This window comes from Stenotrophomonas sp. JAG2 (assembly GCF_041080745.1).
Classification (GTDB): domain Bacteria; phylum Pseudomonadota; class Gammaproteobacteria; order Xanthomonadales; family Xanthomonadaceae; genus Stenotrophomonas; species Stenotrophomonas maltophilia_AA.
Window position 1 is genome coordinate 69,120 of the sequence record NZ_JBEUMH010000003.1, and the last position, 17,638, is coordinate 86,757.

At 67.1% G+C, this 17,638-nt stretch carries 13 protein-coding genes; 8 read left to right on the forward strand and 5 right to left on the reverse strand.

Annotated features, from left to right (window positions below):
• Both AB9O74_RS04485 and AB9O74_RS04490 read right to left on the reverse strand, forming a co-directional pair.
• A complete protein-coding gene (locus AB9O74_RS04485; protein WP_319210124.1) occupies positions 1–1,104 on the reverse strand; it encodes a polysaccharide biosynthesis/export family protein in 1,104 nt (367 codons plus the stop codon).
• 85 nt (positions 1,105–1,189) lie between these two features.
• Positions 1,190–1,516 (reverse strand): hypothetical protein, encoded by a 327-nt coding sequence (locus tag AB9O74_RS04490; protein ID WP_369348595.1) that lies wholly within the window; start codon positions 1,514–1,516, stop codon positions 1,190–1,192.
• A 285-nt stretch (positions 1,517–1,801) separates the two neighbouring features.
• Between AB9O74_RS04490 and AB9O74_RS04495 the strand changes: the two genes are divergently transcribed.
• Both AB9O74_RS04495 and AB9O74_RS04500 read left to right on the forward strand, forming a co-directional pair.
• Positions 1,802–1,963: a hypothetical protein gene (locus AB9O74_RS04495; protein ID WP_369348596.1), complete on the forward strand. Its 162-nt coding sequence runs from the start codon at positions 1,802–1,804 to the stop codon at positions 1,961–1,963.
• Positions 1,956–2,360 (forward strand): RNA-binding S4 domain-containing protein, encoded by a 405-nt coding sequence (locus AB9O74_RS04500; RefSeq protein ID WP_176990030.1) that lies wholly within the window; start codon positions 1,956–1,958, stop codon positions 2,358–2,360. The genes AB9O74_RS04495 and AB9O74_RS04500 overlap by 8 nt, the downstream gene beginning before the upstream one ends.
• A gap of 69 nt (positions 2,361–2,429) precedes the next feature.
• Here AB9O74_RS04500 and katG read toward each other — a convergent pair whose 3' ends face one another.
• From katG to mutS, 3 genes are all read right to left on the reverse strand, one after another.
• Complete coding sequence (gene katG, locus AB9O74_RS04505; RefSeq protein ID WP_369348597.1) at positions 2,430–4,664, reverse strand: catalase/peroxidase HPI; 2,235 nt, start codon at positions 4,662–4,664, stop codon at positions 2,430–2,432.
• A 203-nt stretch (positions 4,665–4,867) separates the two neighbouring features.
• Entirely contained in the window at positions 4,868–5,473 is a 606-nt protein-coding gene (locus AB9O74_RS04510) for a DUF937 domain-containing protein (RefSeq protein ID WP_176990028.1), read from the reverse strand.
• Between the two features lie 204 nt (positions 5,474–5,677).
• Positions 5,678–8,233 carry a DNA mismatch repair protein MutS gene (mutS, locus tag AB9O74_RS04515; protein ID WP_369348740.1) on the reverse strand — a complete coding sequence of 852 codons (2,556 nt, stop codon included), beginning with the start codon at positions 8,231–8,233 and terminating at the stop codon, positions 5,678–5,680.
• A gap of 274 nt (positions 8,234–8,507) precedes the next feature.
• Between mutS and AB9O74_RS04520 the strand changes: the two genes are divergently transcribed.
• From AB9O74_RS04520 to AB9O74_RS04545, 6 genes are all read left to right on the forward strand, one after another.
• Positions 8,508–9,365 carry a CoA ester lyase gene (locus AB9O74_RS04520; RefSeq protein ID WP_369348598.1) on the forward strand — a complete coding sequence of 286 codons (858 nt, stop codon included), beginning with the start codon at positions 8,508–8,510 and terminating at the stop codon, positions 9,363–9,365.
• 143 nt (positions 9,366–9,508) lie between these two features.
• Positions 9,509–11,893 (forward strand): sodium/solute symporter, encoded by a 2,385-nt coding sequence (locus tag AB9O74_RS04525; protein WP_369348599.1) that lies wholly within the window; start codon positions 9,509–9,511, stop codon positions 11,891–11,893.
• A gap of 93 nt (positions 11,894–11,986) precedes the next feature.
• Positions 11,987–12,868, forward strand: coding sequence for a LysR family transcriptional regulator (locus AB9O74_RS04530; RefSeq protein ID WP_179459446.1), 882 nt, complete (start codon positions 11,987–11,989; stop codon positions 12,866–12,868).
• A gap of 243 nt (positions 12,869–13,111) precedes the next feature.
• Positions 13,112–15,286, forward strand: a complete 2,175-nt coding sequence (locus tag AB9O74_RS04535; RefSeq protein WP_369348600.1) for a TonB-dependent receptor — start codon at positions 13,112–13,114, stop codon at positions 15,284–15,286.
• Positions 15,287–15,448: 162 nt separating this feature from the next.
• The gene (locus AB9O74_RS04540; RefSeq protein ID WP_369348601.1) at positions 15,449–16,687 is read left to right on the forward strand and encodes a serine hydrolase domain-containing protein; all 1,239 of its coding nucleotides are present in this window, start codon (positions 15,449–15,451) and stop codon (positions 16,685–16,687) included.
• Positions 16,684–17,637 (forward strand): ribokinase, encoded by a 954-nt coding sequence (locus tag AB9O74_RS04545; protein ID WP_369348602.1) that lies wholly within the window; start codon positions 16,684–16,686, stop codon positions 17,635–17,637. The genes AB9O74_RS04540 and AB9O74_RS04545 overlap by 4 nt, the downstream gene beginning before the upstream one ends.
• The last annotated feature ends 1 nt before the right edge of the window (position 17,638 follow it).

Consider the following 17,638-nt stretch of genomic DNA (forward strand, 5'->3'; position numbering starts at 1 on the left):
TTAGTTCCCGACTTCGCTCTCGGTACGAGCGGCGGTGTAGAGGATGTTGGTGAACGGCAGCAGCTGGTTCACGAAGCGGTTCCAGCGCGTCACGCCGGCGGCGCCCACGAACACCACGTCGCCGGGCTGCAGCATGAACTGGCTGCCCACGGCGAACGCGGTCGGCGAACGGGCTTCCAGGTGATAGATCACCGACGGCGCCTTCTGCAGATCCTTCGAGCCCCGGATGACATACACCGCATTGCCGTTGGAGGTGGCCTGGGTAAGGCCACGGGCGCGGCCGATCGCCTGGTTCAGCGAGATGTCGGAGGTGCGGAAGCTGAAGGCACCCGGCTGGGTGACCTCACCCACGACGAAAATCTCTTTTCGATCCAGATACGGCACGTAGATCGAGTCGCCGTTCTTCAGGTAGATCGGTCGGCCACCATGCTGGCGGGCGACGGTTTCGATGTCGATCGAGTAGGTGACGCCGTCGCGGCTCAGCTGGATGCCGGAGAGATCGGCCTGGCTCGCATTGAGGCCGGCCTGGCTGATCGCATCGGACAGCGTGAGCGGCGTCGTCGTCAGCGGGACCGAGGTCGAACGCTCGGCAGCGCCGGTGATCCAGACGCGCTGGCTGGCGTAGGTCAGCACCGAGGTATCCACCTGCGGTGCCTCGATGTACTTGGCCAACCGCTGGGTGATTTCCGCACGAAGCTCGACCGGCGTCTTGCCGGCCGCCTGGACTTTGCCGATGTACGGGTAGAAGAGTGTGCCGTCGCCCTGTACCAGTCGCCCGGCAAGGTTGCCCTGCTGCTGGGAACCCGCAGGCACGGTCAGCTCCGGGTGGTCCCACACGGTGATGTACAGCATGTCGCCGGGGCCCACGCGATAAGGCTCGGCCTGGTAATCCAGCAGTGCAGCCGGCAGTACCTGTTCCGCCTGTGACGCATCGTTCATGGCGATGAGCTTCGGCGTGATCGGGATCATCTCAAGACGACCATCCTCGCTGGAACGGGTCGCCGAAACGTCGCTGTGGCGCAGGTGTTGGCCGGGGGCCAGCATACAGCCGGACAGGAGCAGGGTCGCCGCGATGGCGGCCGGCAGGCACAGGGGCTTCATCATCATCTTCATCATGGTTTTACGGCAGGCATAAAAAACCCTCGCCAAGCTTGGCCCGGCGAGGGCTTGAGTGCGGAACTAAGAGCGATTAACCGCCCGTGCCGCCGGTACCACCCGTGCCGCCGGTACCACCGGTGCCGCCCGGGCCGCCGGGGCCACCCGGGCCACCTTCGTTGCCGCCCGGATCCTTTTCACCGCTCGAGCTATCGCCGCCGATGCTGTACAGCACGGCTGCGGCAGCGATGGAGGCACCCACGGTCGCTACGACTGCGGTGGTCGAGTACGCGGAGGCTTCGGCGCCTGCCACGTCGGTGGCGGCTTCCGGCTCAGCAGCGGGGGCGTCCTGCGGGGCAGCCATCACCGGAGAGGCGGACAGGCCTACCAAGGCCAGCACTGCGATCGTCTTCTTAAACATGAGGGGTCTCCTACTCCGTTAGGGAAAATAGCCCGTCTATGGTGACCAGCCGGGGAGCAAGAGTCAACCCGAACTGAATGTGCGGCTGCCATCAAATGGAATTGCGCGGACCCAACGGCCCGCGGATGATGGAATCTGCCCGTGGCGGGGCGCGACGCCTGTGGAGGCATGATGAGGACTGCATCCGTGAACGTGAGTCGGACGATCTTGACGCTGCTCTTGATTGTCGGGGCCCTGGCCGCATGTTCCACCTCGGAGCGCCTGGCAGACACGCAGGTGCGCCCGATGGACCGACCGGAATGCCAGGTCGGCAGCCAGCGCCGCGATCTGGATGCCGGGGTGCCGGCGCTGATCGGCGGTACCGGCTGTCGTGGCACGCCGGACGCTCCGCAACCCCTCAACCGACAACCGGCCAATGCCGTGGAGCTGGGTAGGAAGCATGACTGACGCAACACCGGTGGCCGCCGTGCGGCTGGACGTGTGGCTGTGGGCCGCGCGGTTCTTTCGGACCCGCAGCCTGGCCAAACAGGCGGTCGAAACGGGCAAGGTCGATGTGGCCGGGCAACGCCCGAAATCCTCGCGCGCGGTGCGCGTGGGTGAAGCGCTGCAGATCAGCCGTGGCGATGAAGTGTTCGATATCCAGGTGCTTGGGCTCAGCGAAATGCGCGGTCCGGCACCCGTGGCGCAGCAGTTATATGCCGAGAGCGAGGCCTCACTGGCACGCCGGGCGGAACTGCGCCTGCAGCGCGCCGCGGCGAAAAACGGGTACCAGCCGCCGGAGCACAAGCCGGACAAGCGTGCGCGTCGGCTGATCCGTGCGCTGGGTGATCTGGACGCCTTGTGATCTGCATGCGGCGCACATGAAAAGACCGGGCCCATGGGCCCGGTCTTTGTGTCTGCGCGCGACGTCGCCTCAACGCAGGTCGTAGCGGTCCAGCTCCATCACCCGCGCCCAAGCGGCCACGAAGTCACGGACGAACTTCTTCTCACCGTCCGCGCTGGCATAGACCTCGGCCAGTGCACGCAGCACCGAGTTCGAGCCGAACACCAGGTCCACCCGGCTGCCGCTCCAGCGCGGCGCGCCGGTGCTGCGGTCGCGGCCGCTGTAGCCATCGCCCTGGGCGACCCACTGCGTGCGCATGTCGAGCAGGTTGACGAAGAAGTCGTTGCTCAACGTACCGACGCGATCGGTGAACACGCCGTCCGTGCTCCCGCCGACGTTGGTACCGATCACCCGCAGGCCACCGACCAGTGCGGTCATCTCCGGCGCGGTCAGCGTGAGCAGGTGCGCACGGTCGATCAGCAGCGCTTCGGCAGGCACGCTGTAGCGGCCCTTGACGTAGTTGCGGAAACCATCGGCATACGGTTCCAGCACCGCGAACGACTCCACATCGGTCTGCGCCTGGCTGGCATCGGTGCGGCCGGGGTTGAACGGCACGCTGACCTCATGGCCACCGGCCTTGGCCGCCTGTTCGACACCCACATTGCCGGCCAGCACGATCAGGTCGGCCAGCGAGACCTGCGCGCCGCCGTCGCCCTTGAAGCCGGCCTGGATCTTCTCCAGCACGGCCAGCACCTTCCCGAGCTGCTGCGGCTGGTTGACCGCCCAGTCCTTCTGCGGGGCCAGGCGCACACGTGCACCGTTGGCGCCGCCACGTTTGTCCGAGCCGCGGAAGGTGGAGGCCGATGCCCAGGCCGTGGAGACCAGCTCGCCCGCGCTCAGCCCGGCCGCGGCGATCTGCTGCTTCAGCGTGGTGATGTCCTGCGCGCTCAGCCTGGTCTGCGGTGCCGCCGGCACCGGATCCTGCCAGACGAATTCTTCGGCAGGGATCTCAGGGCCGAGATAGCGTGCACGCGGGCCCATGTCGCGGTGGGTCAGCTTGAACCACGCCCGGGCGAAGGCATCGGCGAAGGCCTGCGGGTCGGCCAGGAAGCGGCGCGAAATCTTCTCGTAGGCCGGATCGACGCGCAGCGACAGATCGGTGGTGAGCATGGTCGGGCGGTGCTTCTTCGACGGATCGTGCGCGTCGGGAATGATCGCCTCGCTGTCCTTGGCGACCCACTGGTGCGCACCAGCGGGGCTCTTGGTCAGCTCCCACTCGTGCCCGAACAGGATCTCGAAGAAGTCATGGCTCCATTGCGCCGGGGTGCGCGTCCACGTCACTTCCAGGCCGCTGGTGATGGTGTCGCCGCCCTTGCCGGTGCCGAACCTGTTGGCCCAGCCCAGGCCCTGGCTTTCCAGCCCGGCCGCTTCCGGTTCGACATCGACATTGTCGGCCGGGCCGGCGCCGTGGGTCTTGCCGAAGCTGTGCCCACCGGCAATCAGCGCGACGGTTTCCTCGTCGTCCATCGCCATGCGTCCGAACGTATCGCGGATGTCGAACGCCGCCTTGAGCGGATCGGGATTGCCGTCCGGGCCTTCCGGATTGACGTAGATCAGGCCCATCTGCACCGCCGCCAGCGGATTCTCGAGGTCGCGCGAGTGGATGTCGCCGTCAGCGTCATCATCCGAGACCAGCACGCCGTGGTCTTCCTGCACGCCTTCGGAGCCATGCGCATAGCGAACATCGCCGCCGAGCCAGGTGGTTTCGCGGCCCCAGTACACATCCTGGTCCGGTTCCCAGGTATCCGGGCGGCCACCGGCGAAGCCCAGCGTCTTGAAGCCCATCGATTCCAGCGCGACGTTGCCGGTGAGCACCAGCAGGTCGGCCCAGGAGATCGCCTGGCCGTACTTCTGCTTGATCGGCCACAGCAGGCGGCGTGCCTTGTCCAGGCTGACGTTGTCCGGCCAACTGTTGAGCGGAGCGAAGCGCTGCTGGCCGCGGCCGGCGCCACCACGTCCATCACCGATGCGATAGGTGCCGGCACTGTGCCAGGCCATGCGCACGAACAGGCCGCCGTAATGGCCGAAGTCGGCCGGCCACCAGTCCTGCGAGTCGGTCATCAAGGCCTTGAGGTCGGCTTTGAGGCCGGCGTAGTCCAGCCCCTTGAAGGCCTGGGCATAGTCGAACGTCTCATCCAGTGGATGCGAGCGGGTCGAGTGCTGGTTGAGCAGGTCCACCCGCAGCTGCTTGGGCCACCAGTCGCGGTTGGTGGTTGCATCGCCGACGAGGGCGTGATTGAACGGGCACTTGGCTTCGCTTTTCATGGGTATCTACCTGTGGACTGGCGAACGTGGAAACCACCGGCGCGGGGGAGGCGATGGCAACGTTGGAAACGTGGTGCCTGCGCATGCGGGCGTGGGGCGCCGCGATGTGAAGGCGTACCCACACGTTAAGCACTGCCGTTCATTCAGTACATTCGAATGAATCAACCAATGCGATAGGCGCAGGCTATTTCCAGTGCCTGCCCTCAGCGCTTGCCGAACAGACCGCCACCGAGCTTGAGCAGGTCGCCTACGCCGAGCTGCCCATCGCCGTCCTGGTCCAGCACCGAGGTCAGCAGGCCGCCGCTGTTGGCGCTCTGTGCTTCCTGGCCCAGGACCTGGCTGAGCTGGTTCGGGTTGCCGCCGCTGGCAAAGCGCTGGGCCAGATAGGACATGACGATCGGCGCCAGGATGGCGAGCAGCTGGCTGGTCTTGCTGCTGTCCAATCCCGTGGCCTGGCTCAGGCCCTGGGTGGCGCGCTCGGTGTTGCCGCCGAACACGTGGCCGAGGATGCCGGCGCCATTGGTGGCATTGCCGCCGCCTCCGCCAAGCACGCTGCCGAGCAGACCGCCCAGATCGAAGCCGCCGCTGCTGGCAGGGGCGTGGTCACGCTGCAGGGCACCGAGCAGGGCCTGTGCACCCTGCGGTTCCTGCGCATTGCGGCCCATCGCGCCGAGCAGCAGCGGCAGGGCCGCGCCGATCGCGCCGCTGGCCTGGTTCTGGTCGATGCCGAGCTGCTGGGACACCTGCTGCAGGCCTTGGCCCTGCTGCAGCTGCTGGAAGAGGGACGCGGCAAGCGATTCGGTATTCACGGCGGACTCCAGGGCAGGGATGGGAACCGCCCGAGCATAGCGCTGCGTTCACTACGGGAATGCGAAGAATTCACGCGGGTGGGATGCGCCCACCCGACCAACGGTCGGGTGCTACCGGTTCCGTGTGGAGCCGGCCAGCGGCCGGCACTACCGCACCGCCGTGGTAGGCCACGACCGTTGGTCGTGGCCAGCCCGGACGCTCCTTCAGAGCAGCGTCTTCAACCGGTACAGCGCTTCCAGTGCCTGCTTCGGGGTCAGCTCGTCCGGATCGATCGCGGCCAGCGCGTCCTGCGCGGCTGTGTTCGGCGCGTTGAACAGCCCGAACTGCTGCGGTGCATCCAGCGCCTGCGCCGCGACCACCGCGGACTGGGTCTCGTGGCTGCGCTGTTCCAGCTCGGCGAGGCGACGCCGCGCCTGGGCCACGGTCGACTTCGGCAGGCCGGCCAGCGCGGCCACCTGCAGGCCGAAGCTGCGGTTGGCCGGACCGTCCTTCACCGCGTGCATGAACACCAGGGCGTCGCCATGCTCCACCGCATCCAGGTGCACGTTGGCGATGCCACTGGCGCCGCCTTCGTGTTGCTCGTCGGCCAGTGCGGTCAGCTCGAAGTAGTGCGTGGCGAACAGCGTGTAGCAGCGGTTCTGGTAGGCCAGGTGCCGCGCGACGGCATCGGCCAGGGCCAGGCCGTCGTAGGTCGAGGTGCCGCGGCCGATCTCGTCCATCAGCACCAGCGACTGTGCGCTGGCGTGGTGCAGGATGTAGCTGGTCTCGGCCATCTCGACCATGAAGGTCGACTGCCCGCGGGCCAGATCGTCGCCGGCGCCGATGCGGGTCAGGATGCGGTCGATCGGGCCGATCACCGCGCGGCGGGCCGGCACGAAGCTGCCGATGTGGGCCAGCAGCACGATCAGGGCGTTCTGGCGCATGTAGGTGGATTTACCGCCCATGTTCGGGCCGGTGATCACCAGCATGCGACGGTCCGGATGCAGGTCCAGATCGTTCGGCTCGAACGGCTGCTCGCGTACCGCTTCCACCACCGGATGACGCCCGCGCTCGATCTTCAGGCAGGGGGCGGTCTCCAGTTCCGGCCGCGCCCAGTCCAGCGCCTGCGCGCGTTCGGCGAAACCGGCCAGCACGTCCAGTTCGCTCAGCGCGGCGGCGCACTGCTTGAGCGGCTCCAGCCCGCTGGCGAGGAGGTCGAGCAGCTGCTCGTACAGGAATTTCTCGCGGGTCAGCGAGCGTTCGCGGGCGGACAGCACCTTGTCTTCGAACGACTTCAGTTCTTCGGTGATGTAGCGCTCTGCATTGGTCAGCGTTTGGCGGCGCGTGTAATGCACCGGCGCCTTCTCGGACTGGCCCTTGCTGATCTCGATGTAATAGCCGTGCACGCGGTTGTAGCCGACCTTCAGCGTGGCGATGCCACTGCTGATGCGCTCGCGTTGTTCCAGATCGATCAGGAACTGGTCGGCATGCGTGGACAGGCGGCGCAGCTCGTCGAGTTCCGCATCGTAGCCCTCGGCGATCACACCGCCATCGCTGAGCTTCAGCGGCGGCGTCGGCGCGATCGCGCTGGCCAGCAGGTGGGCGCACTCGTCATGCGAGCCCAGTGCATCGTGCAGCGCGACCAGGCGCGGAGAATCCAGCGGTGCGAGCACCGCGCGCACCTCGGGCAACAGCCCCAGGCCATCGCGCAGCGTGGAGAAATCGCGCGGACGCGCCGAGCGCAGGGCCACGCGGGTGAGGATGCGTTCCAGATCACCCAGTGCACGGAAGGCATCGCGTACGTCGCCCTCGGCGCCACGATCGATCAGCGTGGCGACCGCATCGTGGCGATGCACGAGTACCTCGCGCAGGCGCAGCGGGCGGTGCAGCCAGCGCCGCAGCAGGCGACCGCCCATCGGCGTCACCGTAGTGTCGAGTACGCCGAGCAGGGTGTTGCGGGTATCGCCATCGACGCGCGTGTCCAGTTCCAGATGCCGGCGCGTGGCCGCGTTCATGGCGATGGCTTCGCTGGCGGTTTCGGTGGCGATCGCGGTCAGGTGCGGCAGGCGCTGTTTCTGCGTCTCTTCGACATAGCCGAGCAGGGCGCCGGCCGCGGCGGTGGCACGTGGCTTGTCGTCGATCCCGAAGCCGGTCAGGTCGTGCAGCTTGAAGAAGCTCAGCAGCTGCCGGCGGCCGCTGTCGGCATCGAACAGCCACGGCGCGCGACGGCGGATGCCATTGCGGTACTGCAGGAAGGCGGGCCAGTTCTCTTCATCAGGCACCAGCAGCTCGGCCGGCTCCAGGCGGGCCAGCTCGGCCTCCAGCGCATCGTCCGAATCCACCTCGTTGACCAGGAAACGGCCGCCGGCCAGATCGGCCCACGCCAGGCCATAGCCGTTCTTCCCCCGCGAGAGCGCCATCAGCAGCGTATCGCGGCGCTCGTCCAGCAGCGCCTCATCGGTGACGGTGCCGGGGGTGACGATGCGCACCACCTTGCGTTCCACCAGGCCCTTGGCCAGCGCCGGGTCGCCGATCTGTTCGCAGATCGCCACCGACTCGCCCAGCGCCACCAGCCGCGCCAGGTAGCCTTCGTAGGCATGCACCGGCACGCCGGCCATCGGGATCGGCGCGCCGCCCGAGCTGCCGCGCTGGGTCAGGGTGATGTCCAGCAGCCGCGCCGCCTTGCGGGCGTCGTCGTAGAACAGCTCGTAGAAGTCGCCCATCCGGAAGAAGAGCAGCAGGTCCGGGTAATCGGACTTGGCGGCGAAGAACTGCTTCATCAGCGGGGTGTGTTCGGCGGTCCCCTTGCTCTCTTTGACTTTCAGTTTGGAATCAGTGGTTTGCAAGAAACGTCCTTACGAAATGCGGGGCGGTCGATCCGGGCCGTGCGCGGCAGGCAGGCCGACCTTCATCAAGGCCCCCAGTTTAAGCCGAGCAGGCCCGTAACGATCGGCACTCCCCCGATCAATACAAAAACTATCCAATGAATGTCCGGGGCCGCACTTTTTACGGGCTTTTAATTCTGCAGACTGCGCGGGTTGATGAGGGAAAACCATGCGTAGCAAGCTGTTCGTCCCCGGCGCCCGCCCGGAACTGTTCGACAAGGCCATGGCCGGCGAGGCCGATGCACTCTCCTTTGACCTGGAAGATTCGGTCCCCGAGGCCGGCAAGGCCCAGGCGCGCGCCCACGTCGCCGCCTTCCTGCAGCGCCCGGCCACCCATGCCAGCGGCAAGCAGCTGATCGTGCGCACCAACGGCACCGGGAGCGGTCACCTGGAGGCCGATCTGGCCGCCGTGGCGCTCCCCGGGGTGAGCCTGATCAACCTGCCCAAGATCGAGTCGGTCGGCCAGCTGTCGGCGGCCATCGCTCGCCTCGAACGGGCCGAGCAGGCCAACGGCGTGGAGCGGCCGATCGGCCTGCTGATCAACATCGAGACCCCCAAGGGGCTGCGCACGGCTGCCGAGCTGGCCAATGCCCATCCGCGCGTGGCCGGCCTGCAGCTCGGGCTGGGCGACCTGTTTGCCCCCAACGGCATCCACCGGGAACTGAGCGCCGTCCATGCGACGTTGTTCGCGGTGCGGCTTGCCGCAGCCGAAGCCAACGTCTTCGCCTGCGATGGCGCGTTCCCGGATGTCAGCGACACCGAAGGCTTCCTGGCCGAGGCGCGGATCGCCCAGCAGCTGGGCTTCATCGGCAAGAGCTGCATCCACCCACGCCAGGTCGGGCTGGCCAACGCCACCTTCAACGTACCGCCGGCGGTGCTCGAGGAGGCGCGTCGGATCGTCGCTGCTTCGGCGAGCGCCGCCGACAACGGCCACGGCGCGTTCCTGTTCGAAGGCCGGATGATCGACCTGCCGTATCTGCGTCGTGCCGAGGCGCTCCTCGCCGCCACCTCTCCCCCGGTCGCCTGAGCGGCAACCAGATGCATCGACCCCTTTCTCATTCCTGCGCGACGACCTGCAACGGCCGCGCCGCGCTCTTTCCGGGTGATTCCATGCTCAAGCCTGTCCCGTTCGCCTCTTTTTCATCCGTGCTCCGGCGCTGCGCACGTTCGGTGCGCCTGCTTGCCGCCGCGGTTCTGCTGACCGGCAGTGGTGCGGTCGCTGCCGAAAGCCTGACCACGGTCAGCTCGGGGAACCTGCCCGCGTTACCCGCACAGATCGCGCCGGCCGGACTGGTCCACGTGGATGGGCGCCTCGTCGCGCTCAGCGGCGACCAGGCCTGGACGCTCAGCGCGGACAACACCGCGTGGGAACCGGTGCGCCTGCCGGCAATGGCACCGGGCCGGGCATTCACCACAAGCGCGGGCATCGCCGGGCGCACCTATCTGCTAGAAGGGCCGGGCGCGCTGAGCGATGCGCTGCAACCGGTGACCCTGCGCGCCGGTGCGCTGGTTCTCGACTCCCCCGTACCGCTGCCGCAGCCCATGGGCAATGCGCAGGTGGCCGCGTTCAACGATGGGTTGTTCGTGATCGGCAGCGACACCACCGGCACCCTCCAACTGTATCGCCGCGGTGCGACGGCGGCCGCCGCCTGGCAGCATCTTGAACAAGTGCCCGCGTCCGGCGTGCCGCGTGCCATGCAGGCGCAGAAGGGGGCCCTGTACCTGGCCATGGGCGTGGCGGGGCAACCGGATCAGCTGTGGCGCCGCAACGCCGACGCCAGCTGGCAGCAGGTCGCGTCGCCGGACGGCACGATCGTGGCCGGCTCGATGCGCGCGCTGGGCCAGGCGCATCTGCTGATGCTGGTGAAGGACGGCAGCGGCGTGACCCACGCGCGCACGTTCCACACCATCACCGACGCATGGACGACGCTGGAGACCCCCGTCGCCGCCGATCCGCAGGCCGTCACGGCCTGGGGCAACGGACTGGCCTGGGCAACCGCCGGCGCCACCGGCAGCCAGCTCCAGTACGCCGAAATGCAGGGCGGCAAGCACCTGCTGCGCTGGCTGGACTGGACGGTGATCGGCATCTACCTGCTGGCCATGCTGGGCATGGGCTTCTATTTCTACCTCAAGGATAAGAACGCTTCCACGGCGGACTTCTTCGTCGGCGGGCGCTCGATTCCGTTCTGGGCAGCCGGCATCAGCCTGTATGCCACCAACACCAGCTCGATCAGCTTCATCGCCATCCCGGCCAAGGCCTTCGATACCAACTGGCAGTACCTGACCAACAACCTGATCGCGGTCGTCGGCCTGATGTTCGTGGCGGTCTGGATCGTGCCGCTGCTGCGTCGGCTGGACCTGATGAGCGTGTTCTCCTACCTGGAGACTCGCTTCCATCCGGCGATCCGCATGCTCTCCAGCGCACTGTGCATCGTGATGCAGATCGGCAGCCGCATGAGCGTGATCCTGTTCCTGCCGGCGCTGGCGATCTCCACGATCACCGGTGTGGATGTGGTCTGGTCGATCATGCTGATGGGCGTTTTCACCATCATCTACTCCACCGTGGGCGGCTCCAAGGCGGTGATCTGGACCGACGTGGTGCAGGTGATCGTGATGTTCGGCGGTGCCTTGTTCGCGATCGGCTTCATCTTCCTGCAGACCGGCGGCGACATGCCGCAGCTGCTCAGTGCGGCCGCGGCGGAGGACAAGACCAAGCTGTTCGATTTCAGCTTCGACCTGACCAAGGCCACGGTGTGGGGCTTCATCTTCCTAGTCGTGTTCGATGTGGTGCTGACCTTCCCCAAGGACCAGGTGCTGATGCAGCGCACCTTGTCCACGCGCTCGGACAAGGAAGCCGGTCGATCGATCTGGGCATTCGCCGCCATCATGATTCCCGGCGGCTTCGTGTTCTACGGCATCGGCACGGCTCTGTGGATGTACTACCGCAACAACCCGGAGCGCCTGAATCCGCTGCTGCCGATCGATGCGACCTTCCCGCTGTTCATCGCCGCCGAGCTGCCAGCCGGGGTGACCGGATTGATCATCGCCGGCATCTTCGCCGCGGCGATGTCGACCCTGTCGAGCATCATCAACTCGATCTCCACGCTGGTTTCCGTCGATTTCTACCAGAAGCTGGTCAAGAACCCCAATGAAAAGACCGCCGTGCGCGTGGCGGAATGGTCGGGCGTGGGGGTAGGGCTGATCGGCATCGGCATCGCGCTGGTGATGAGCCGCTACGACATCCACTCGCTCTTCGATGTTTCCATCGAATTGGCCGGCCTGCTCGGCGGCGGCTTCGCCGGTGCCTACACGCTGGGCATGTTCACCCGCCGGGCCAACGCGCCGGGCGTGGCGATCGGCGTGGCCGGGTCGGTGCTGATCACCCTGGTCTGCTGGAGCATGGACCTGGTGCACCCCTACTTCTACCTGGCGATCTCCATCCTGCTGTGCATCGTGATCGGCTACGTGGCCAGCCTGTTCTTCCCGGCACCGACCCGCTCGCTGAAGGGGCTGACCATCTACAGCGATACCCCGGCCGAAGCGGCAGCCCCATGACCAGCACCGTTGAGGCGCCGGCGCACGGGCCATTGGTCCAATCGCATTGCGCCGGTGGCTCGTGTAGGTTGCTCACGCGCTGAGAGGTAAACCGTGGAAACCCAGTTCCTGAGTACGTTCGTCACAGTGGTGGACCGCGGCTCCATGGCCGCTGCCGCCCGCTCGCTGCATATCACCCCGGCGGCGGTCGCCCAGCAGATCCGGACGCTGGAACGCGAGCTGGGCGCGCCGCTGATCGCCCGCGCCGGGCGGACGGTCAGCGTCACCGAGGACGGCGCGCGCATCCTGCAGCGGGCGCGCGACCTGCTGCGCCAGGTGGCCGACCTGCGCAGCGTGGCCAACGAGAACGACATCGCCGGCGAGCTGCGGCTGGGTGCGTGCCCGACCGCACTGGCGGGACTGCTGCCGGACATCCTGTCGCGGATGGTGGCGACCTTCCCGCAGATCAACGTCTTCATCAAGCCGGGCTACTCGGCCGATCTGTACCGGGCCGTGGAGGCGGGCGATCTGGATGCGGCAATGGTGCTGCAGGCGCCGTTCGCGCTGCCCAAGACCTGCAAGTGGCAGCAGCTCCGCGAGGAACCGCTGGTGGTGCTGGCACCGGCCCATCTGGGCAGCCGCGACCCGCACGAGCTGCTGCGCGAGCAACCGCTGATCCGCTACGACCGCCACGAATGGGGTGGGCGCCTTGCCGATGACTATCTGCGGCAGGCCGGCATTGTCCCGCGCGAACGGTTCGAGCTCAATGCGCTGAACGCCATCGCGGTGATGGTCGACCGTGGGCTCGGCGTATCGCTGGTGCCGGACTGGGCCAAGCCCTGGCCGGAAGGCTTGAATGTCGTGCGCATTCCCTTGCCGCAGTGCAGCGAACCACGCCGGATCGGGGTGGTCTGGTCGCGTTCGTCGGTGCGCATCCGCCTGGTGAACGTGCTTCTGGAAGAAGCGCGCGTCGCGTTGACCGAGCCGCAACGCTGACACCACGGGTTCTCGCGTGGTGCGCGGTGCGAGGCGAAACAAATCCTAGGCTTTGAACATACCTGAGCGCAGTTCTATCGCCGTGGAGCCGCGCCTAGGCTCTCGCCTCGTTGCCGGACAGGACGTGGAGACCCGCAAGGGAACCGCATCGACCGGCGGAGGGGCGAAAGCCCATGCGCGTCATCGGTGGCGACGGCTCCCCGGCCGGCTGTCCCGCATTTCCATATCGGGGGGGAGAAACGAATGATCAAGCCACTATCCGCGGCCATCAGCACTGCACTGTTCGCCTGTGCCATCAGCCCTGCCATGGCGCAGAGCACGACGCCGACCGATCTGGACCAGGTGATCGTGACCGGCAGCCGGACCCCGATCTCGATCGAGAAGGTCCCCGGTGCAGTGACGGTGGTCAACCAGGAGCAGGTGCAGCGCACCCTCAACCTGACCGAAGACGCGACGGCGGTACTGGCGCGCATGGTGCCGGGTTATTCGGAGTCCTCGCAGGCGATGAGCAACAGCGGCGAAACCCTTCGCGGCCGCGTGGCGCTGCGTCTGTTCGACGGCGTGCCGCAGGGCTCTCCGCTTCGCGAAGGCAGCCGCAATGGCACGTTCACCGACATGGGCGTGATCGGCCGCATCGAGGTCATCAACGGCCCGTCGGCCGCCGAGGGCATCGGTGGCGCCGGTGGCGTCATCAACTATCTCTCCAAGAATCCGGAAGTGGACGGTCACCAGACCACGGTGAGCACGCGCTACGGCACCCAGTTCAAGGACGACAGCGGGCAGTCCAAGATCGGCATCACCCACACCTTCAAGGGCGATGCCGCCGACTTCCTGATCAGCGGCGCCTACATCGACCGCGGCATCGCCTACGACGGCGACGGCCGCCGGGTTGGCTTGAACACCTCCGGCTCGCTGTCCGATTCCTACAGCAAGAACCTGTTCCTCAAGGGCGGCTACAACTTCGGCGAGGGCCAGATGCAGCGCATCCAGGCCAGTTACAGCAACTTCCACATCGGTGGGAAGCACAACTACATCCCGGTCGAAGGCTGCCGTTACGACGCGGTGGAGTGCCCGGTGCCGAGCACCAACACCGCCGAGAAGGGCTCGATCAAGGATTCGCTGGCCGAATTCAACGATTTCGAACAGTTCGCCGCCAAGTACACCCATGCCGATTTCTTCGGCGGTGACCTGAGCGTGGATCTCTATTGGGCCAAGCAGGCGATGCGTTATGTGCCGGAGAACGGCACGGACCGCCAGCTGGTCAAGCCGGCCCCGCCGGAAGACCAGCGGATCTGGGACCAGTCGGAGATCAACTCCGAGAAAAAGGGTCTGCGCGCGGCCTATGCCTACAGCGGCCTGTTCGCGGTGGAGGGCCTGCGGCTGCGCACCGGCCTGGACCTGGTGGAAGACACGGCCGAGCAGCGCCTGGCGTTGACCGACCGGGTCTGGGTACCGCCGATGAAGTACACCAGCCTGGCGCCGTACGCGCAGCTGAGTTGGGACATCGGTCCGGTGACGCTGGATGCGGGCATCCGCCGCGAAGATGGCCAGCTGGAGATCGACAGCTATACCACCACCGCCTACCGCGACTTCACCCCGGTGCAGGGCGGCAAGCTCGACTACAAGGCCAACCTGCCCAACTTCGGTGCGATCTGGCGCATCACCGATGCGTGGTCGGTGTTCGCCTCGTATTCGGAAGGCTTCGGTATCGCCAACGTGGGCATCCCGCTGCGCAACATCCAGGCCAACAGCCCCTGCAAGGCGGTGGCGTGCATCGCCGATCTGCAGCCGCTGATCACCAAGAACAAGGAAGTGGGCTTCAACTGGCGCGGCGAGCAGGCACAGGTCGGGATGTCGGCCTACCGCTCGACCTCCGAGTTCGGCTCGTCGCTGACGGTGGACAAGGTCACCGAGGACTTCATCCTCACCCGCGCACCGACCCGTATCGAAGGCGTTGAATTGAACAGCGCCTGGACCTTCAACGACCAGTGGAAGGCGACGCTGCTGTACTCGCGGATCCGCGGCCAGACCCAGTACTACGACGGCTCGGGCCTGAACAAGGAGATGGGCATCCTCGACATCTCGCCGGACAAGGTCAACGCCTCGCTGACCTGGACGCCGAACGACCGGTTCGATGCGACGCTGGGCGTGAGCCGTACCTTCAGCCGCGACCTGCGCGAAACCTTCGTCAATCCGTCCAACGGCGCGGTCTATCTCAATGAAGAGGATACCTACGGCTACGCGCTGTGGGACCTCAGCATGAATTACGACACCGGGACCTACGGCAAGCTGTCGCTGGGCATCGAGAACCTGCTGGACAAGCAGTACGTGCTGACCTGGTCGCAGCTGCCGGGCTGGCAGAACTTCTTCTCCGGCCGGGGCCGCATGGTGTCGCTGACCCACACCTTCACGTTCTGACCGTCACCGCGGGCCGGCGCTGCGGAACACTGCAGCGCCGGTCCGTTTTACTTGCCTTACCCTGTCATGACGTTACCGCCACTGACAGCAGGAGAGCGGATGTACTGGCCATCGCACGGACCGGCCCACGCCCGTCATTGCCGCCCCCGAGCATGCCTGGCCATGCTCGCGTTGCTGATGCTGATCGTCGGGCAGGCCGCGGCGTCGTTGCCGGAGCCGCCGGCTGCACCGCCGGGATTGCCTGTTGTCGATGCCTTCCTGCACGAATCGACCGGCCGGCAGGGCTATACCGGCGCGGTCGCGCTGGTGATCCACGACGGCAGCATCGTGCACGACGCTGCCTACGGCTGGCAGGACCTGGCCCATGCCAGGCCGATGCGAACCGACAGCATTTTCCGCATCTATTCCATGACCAAGACGGTGGCCTCGGTGGCCGCCATGATGCTGGTGGAGGAGGGGCGGCTGGATCTGGATGATCCGGTGGCGCGCCACCTCCCCGAGTTCTCACACCTGCAGGTCTTCGCCGGGGGCACCGCCGCGGCGCCGCAGCTGCGGCCGGCGACACAGACGCTGACCGTCCGCCATCTGCTCACCCACACCGCCGGCTTCGCTGCGGGCGGGGAGGGGTTCGAGGCCGTCACCGCGCTGCTGGAACGCCAGCAGGTGCAGGCTGCGGACAGCCTGGCCGATTACACCGCCCGGTTGGCCCGCGTTCCACTCGCGACCGAGCCGGGCACGCGCTTCCGCTACGACAGCACCTCCATCGAGGTTCTGTCGCGATTGGTGGAGGTGGTGGGCGGGCTGCCGTTCGAGCAGTTCCTGCAACAACGCATCTTCCGTCCACTGGCGATGGCCGATACCGGCTTCGTGGTACCGGCGCGCGATCGCGCGCGGGTGGTCGAGCTGACCACCATGGGCGAGCATGGTGACCTGGTGCTTGCCGATGAGGTGCACGCGCGGGACCCCGGCAGCCCGCTGCGGCCGTATCCAAGCGGTGCCGGCGGGCTGTACTCCACGGCCGGCGACTATGGCCGGTTCGCGCAGATGCTGCTCGATGGCGGTCGCCATGGCGACACGCGCCTGCTTCGTCCCGCCACCGTGGCCCTGATGATGCAGAACCAGCTGGTGCATACCGCTTTGCCCAGGCCAGTGACCGAGTTCAGCGATGCCGAGGGGTTCGGCCTGGGCGGTTCGGTGCTGCTGGACCCGGCCATGAAAGGACGCACCGCATCGGTGGGTGCGTTCGGCTGGTCGGGCGCGGCCTCGACCTACTACACGATCGACCCTGCGCGCCGGCTGGTCGCGATCCTGCTGCTGCAGCACCTGCCCGGTGGCAACGACGACCTGCCGCGCATCAGTACGATGTTCTACAACCGCGTTGATGAGGCCCTGGACCCATGAGTAGTGCGGCACGTTCCACCGTTCTCGTCGCCGGCTCGGCCAATCTCGATTTCGTCGTGCGCGCCGCGCATGTGCCGGCACCGGGTGAGACCGTGCTCGGCCATGGCTTCAGCACCTTCCCGGGAGGCAAGGGCGCCAACCAGGCCGTGGCCTGCGCGCGTGCCGGCGGTGCGACGACCCGGATGCTGCTGGCCCTGGGCGAGGATGATTTCGCCATGCCGATCGAAGCGTCGCTGCGGGACGCCGGCGTGGACCTGTCGATCGTGCGCGATCCTGCGCTGCCGACCGGCACCGCCTTCATCTGCCTGGCCGACAGTGCCGAGAACGCGATCACGGTCGCACCCGGTGCCAACCTGGCCCTGGGCGAGGAACACCTGCCCGCGCTGGACGGCGTAGACTGGCTGCTGCTGCAGCTGGAAACCCCGCTGCCCACCGTCACCGCGTATGCGCGCCGCGCCCGCCTGGCCGGGCTGAAGGTGGCCCTCAACGCAGCGCCGGCGCAGGCACTGCCCGACGCGCTGCTCGCACTGCTGGATGTACTGATCGTCAATGAGGGGGAGCTCGACGTGGTGGCCGGCCATCCTCCGGACCTGGCCACGGGGCTGGCGCGCGTGCCGGTGCCCTGCGTGATCGTGACCTTGGGCGCGCGCGGCTGTCTGGCGCGGGTGAACGACACGGTGCTGCTGCAGCCCGGGTTCCGCATCGATCCGACCGACACCACGGCGGCCGGCGACACCTTCTGTGGCGCGCTGGTCGCTGCGCTGGCCGACCATCAACCGATGGCCGATGCGTTGCTTGCCGCCACCGCAGCCTCCGCGCTGGCCTGCACCCGCCTGGGCGCGCAGTCGAGCATTCCCGCCCGCGCCGAAGTGCAGTCACTGCTTGCAGATCCCGCGTGCATTCCCGATGCCGCCGCCCATGCCGCGCTGGCGGCAGCGTGCGCGTGCTGAT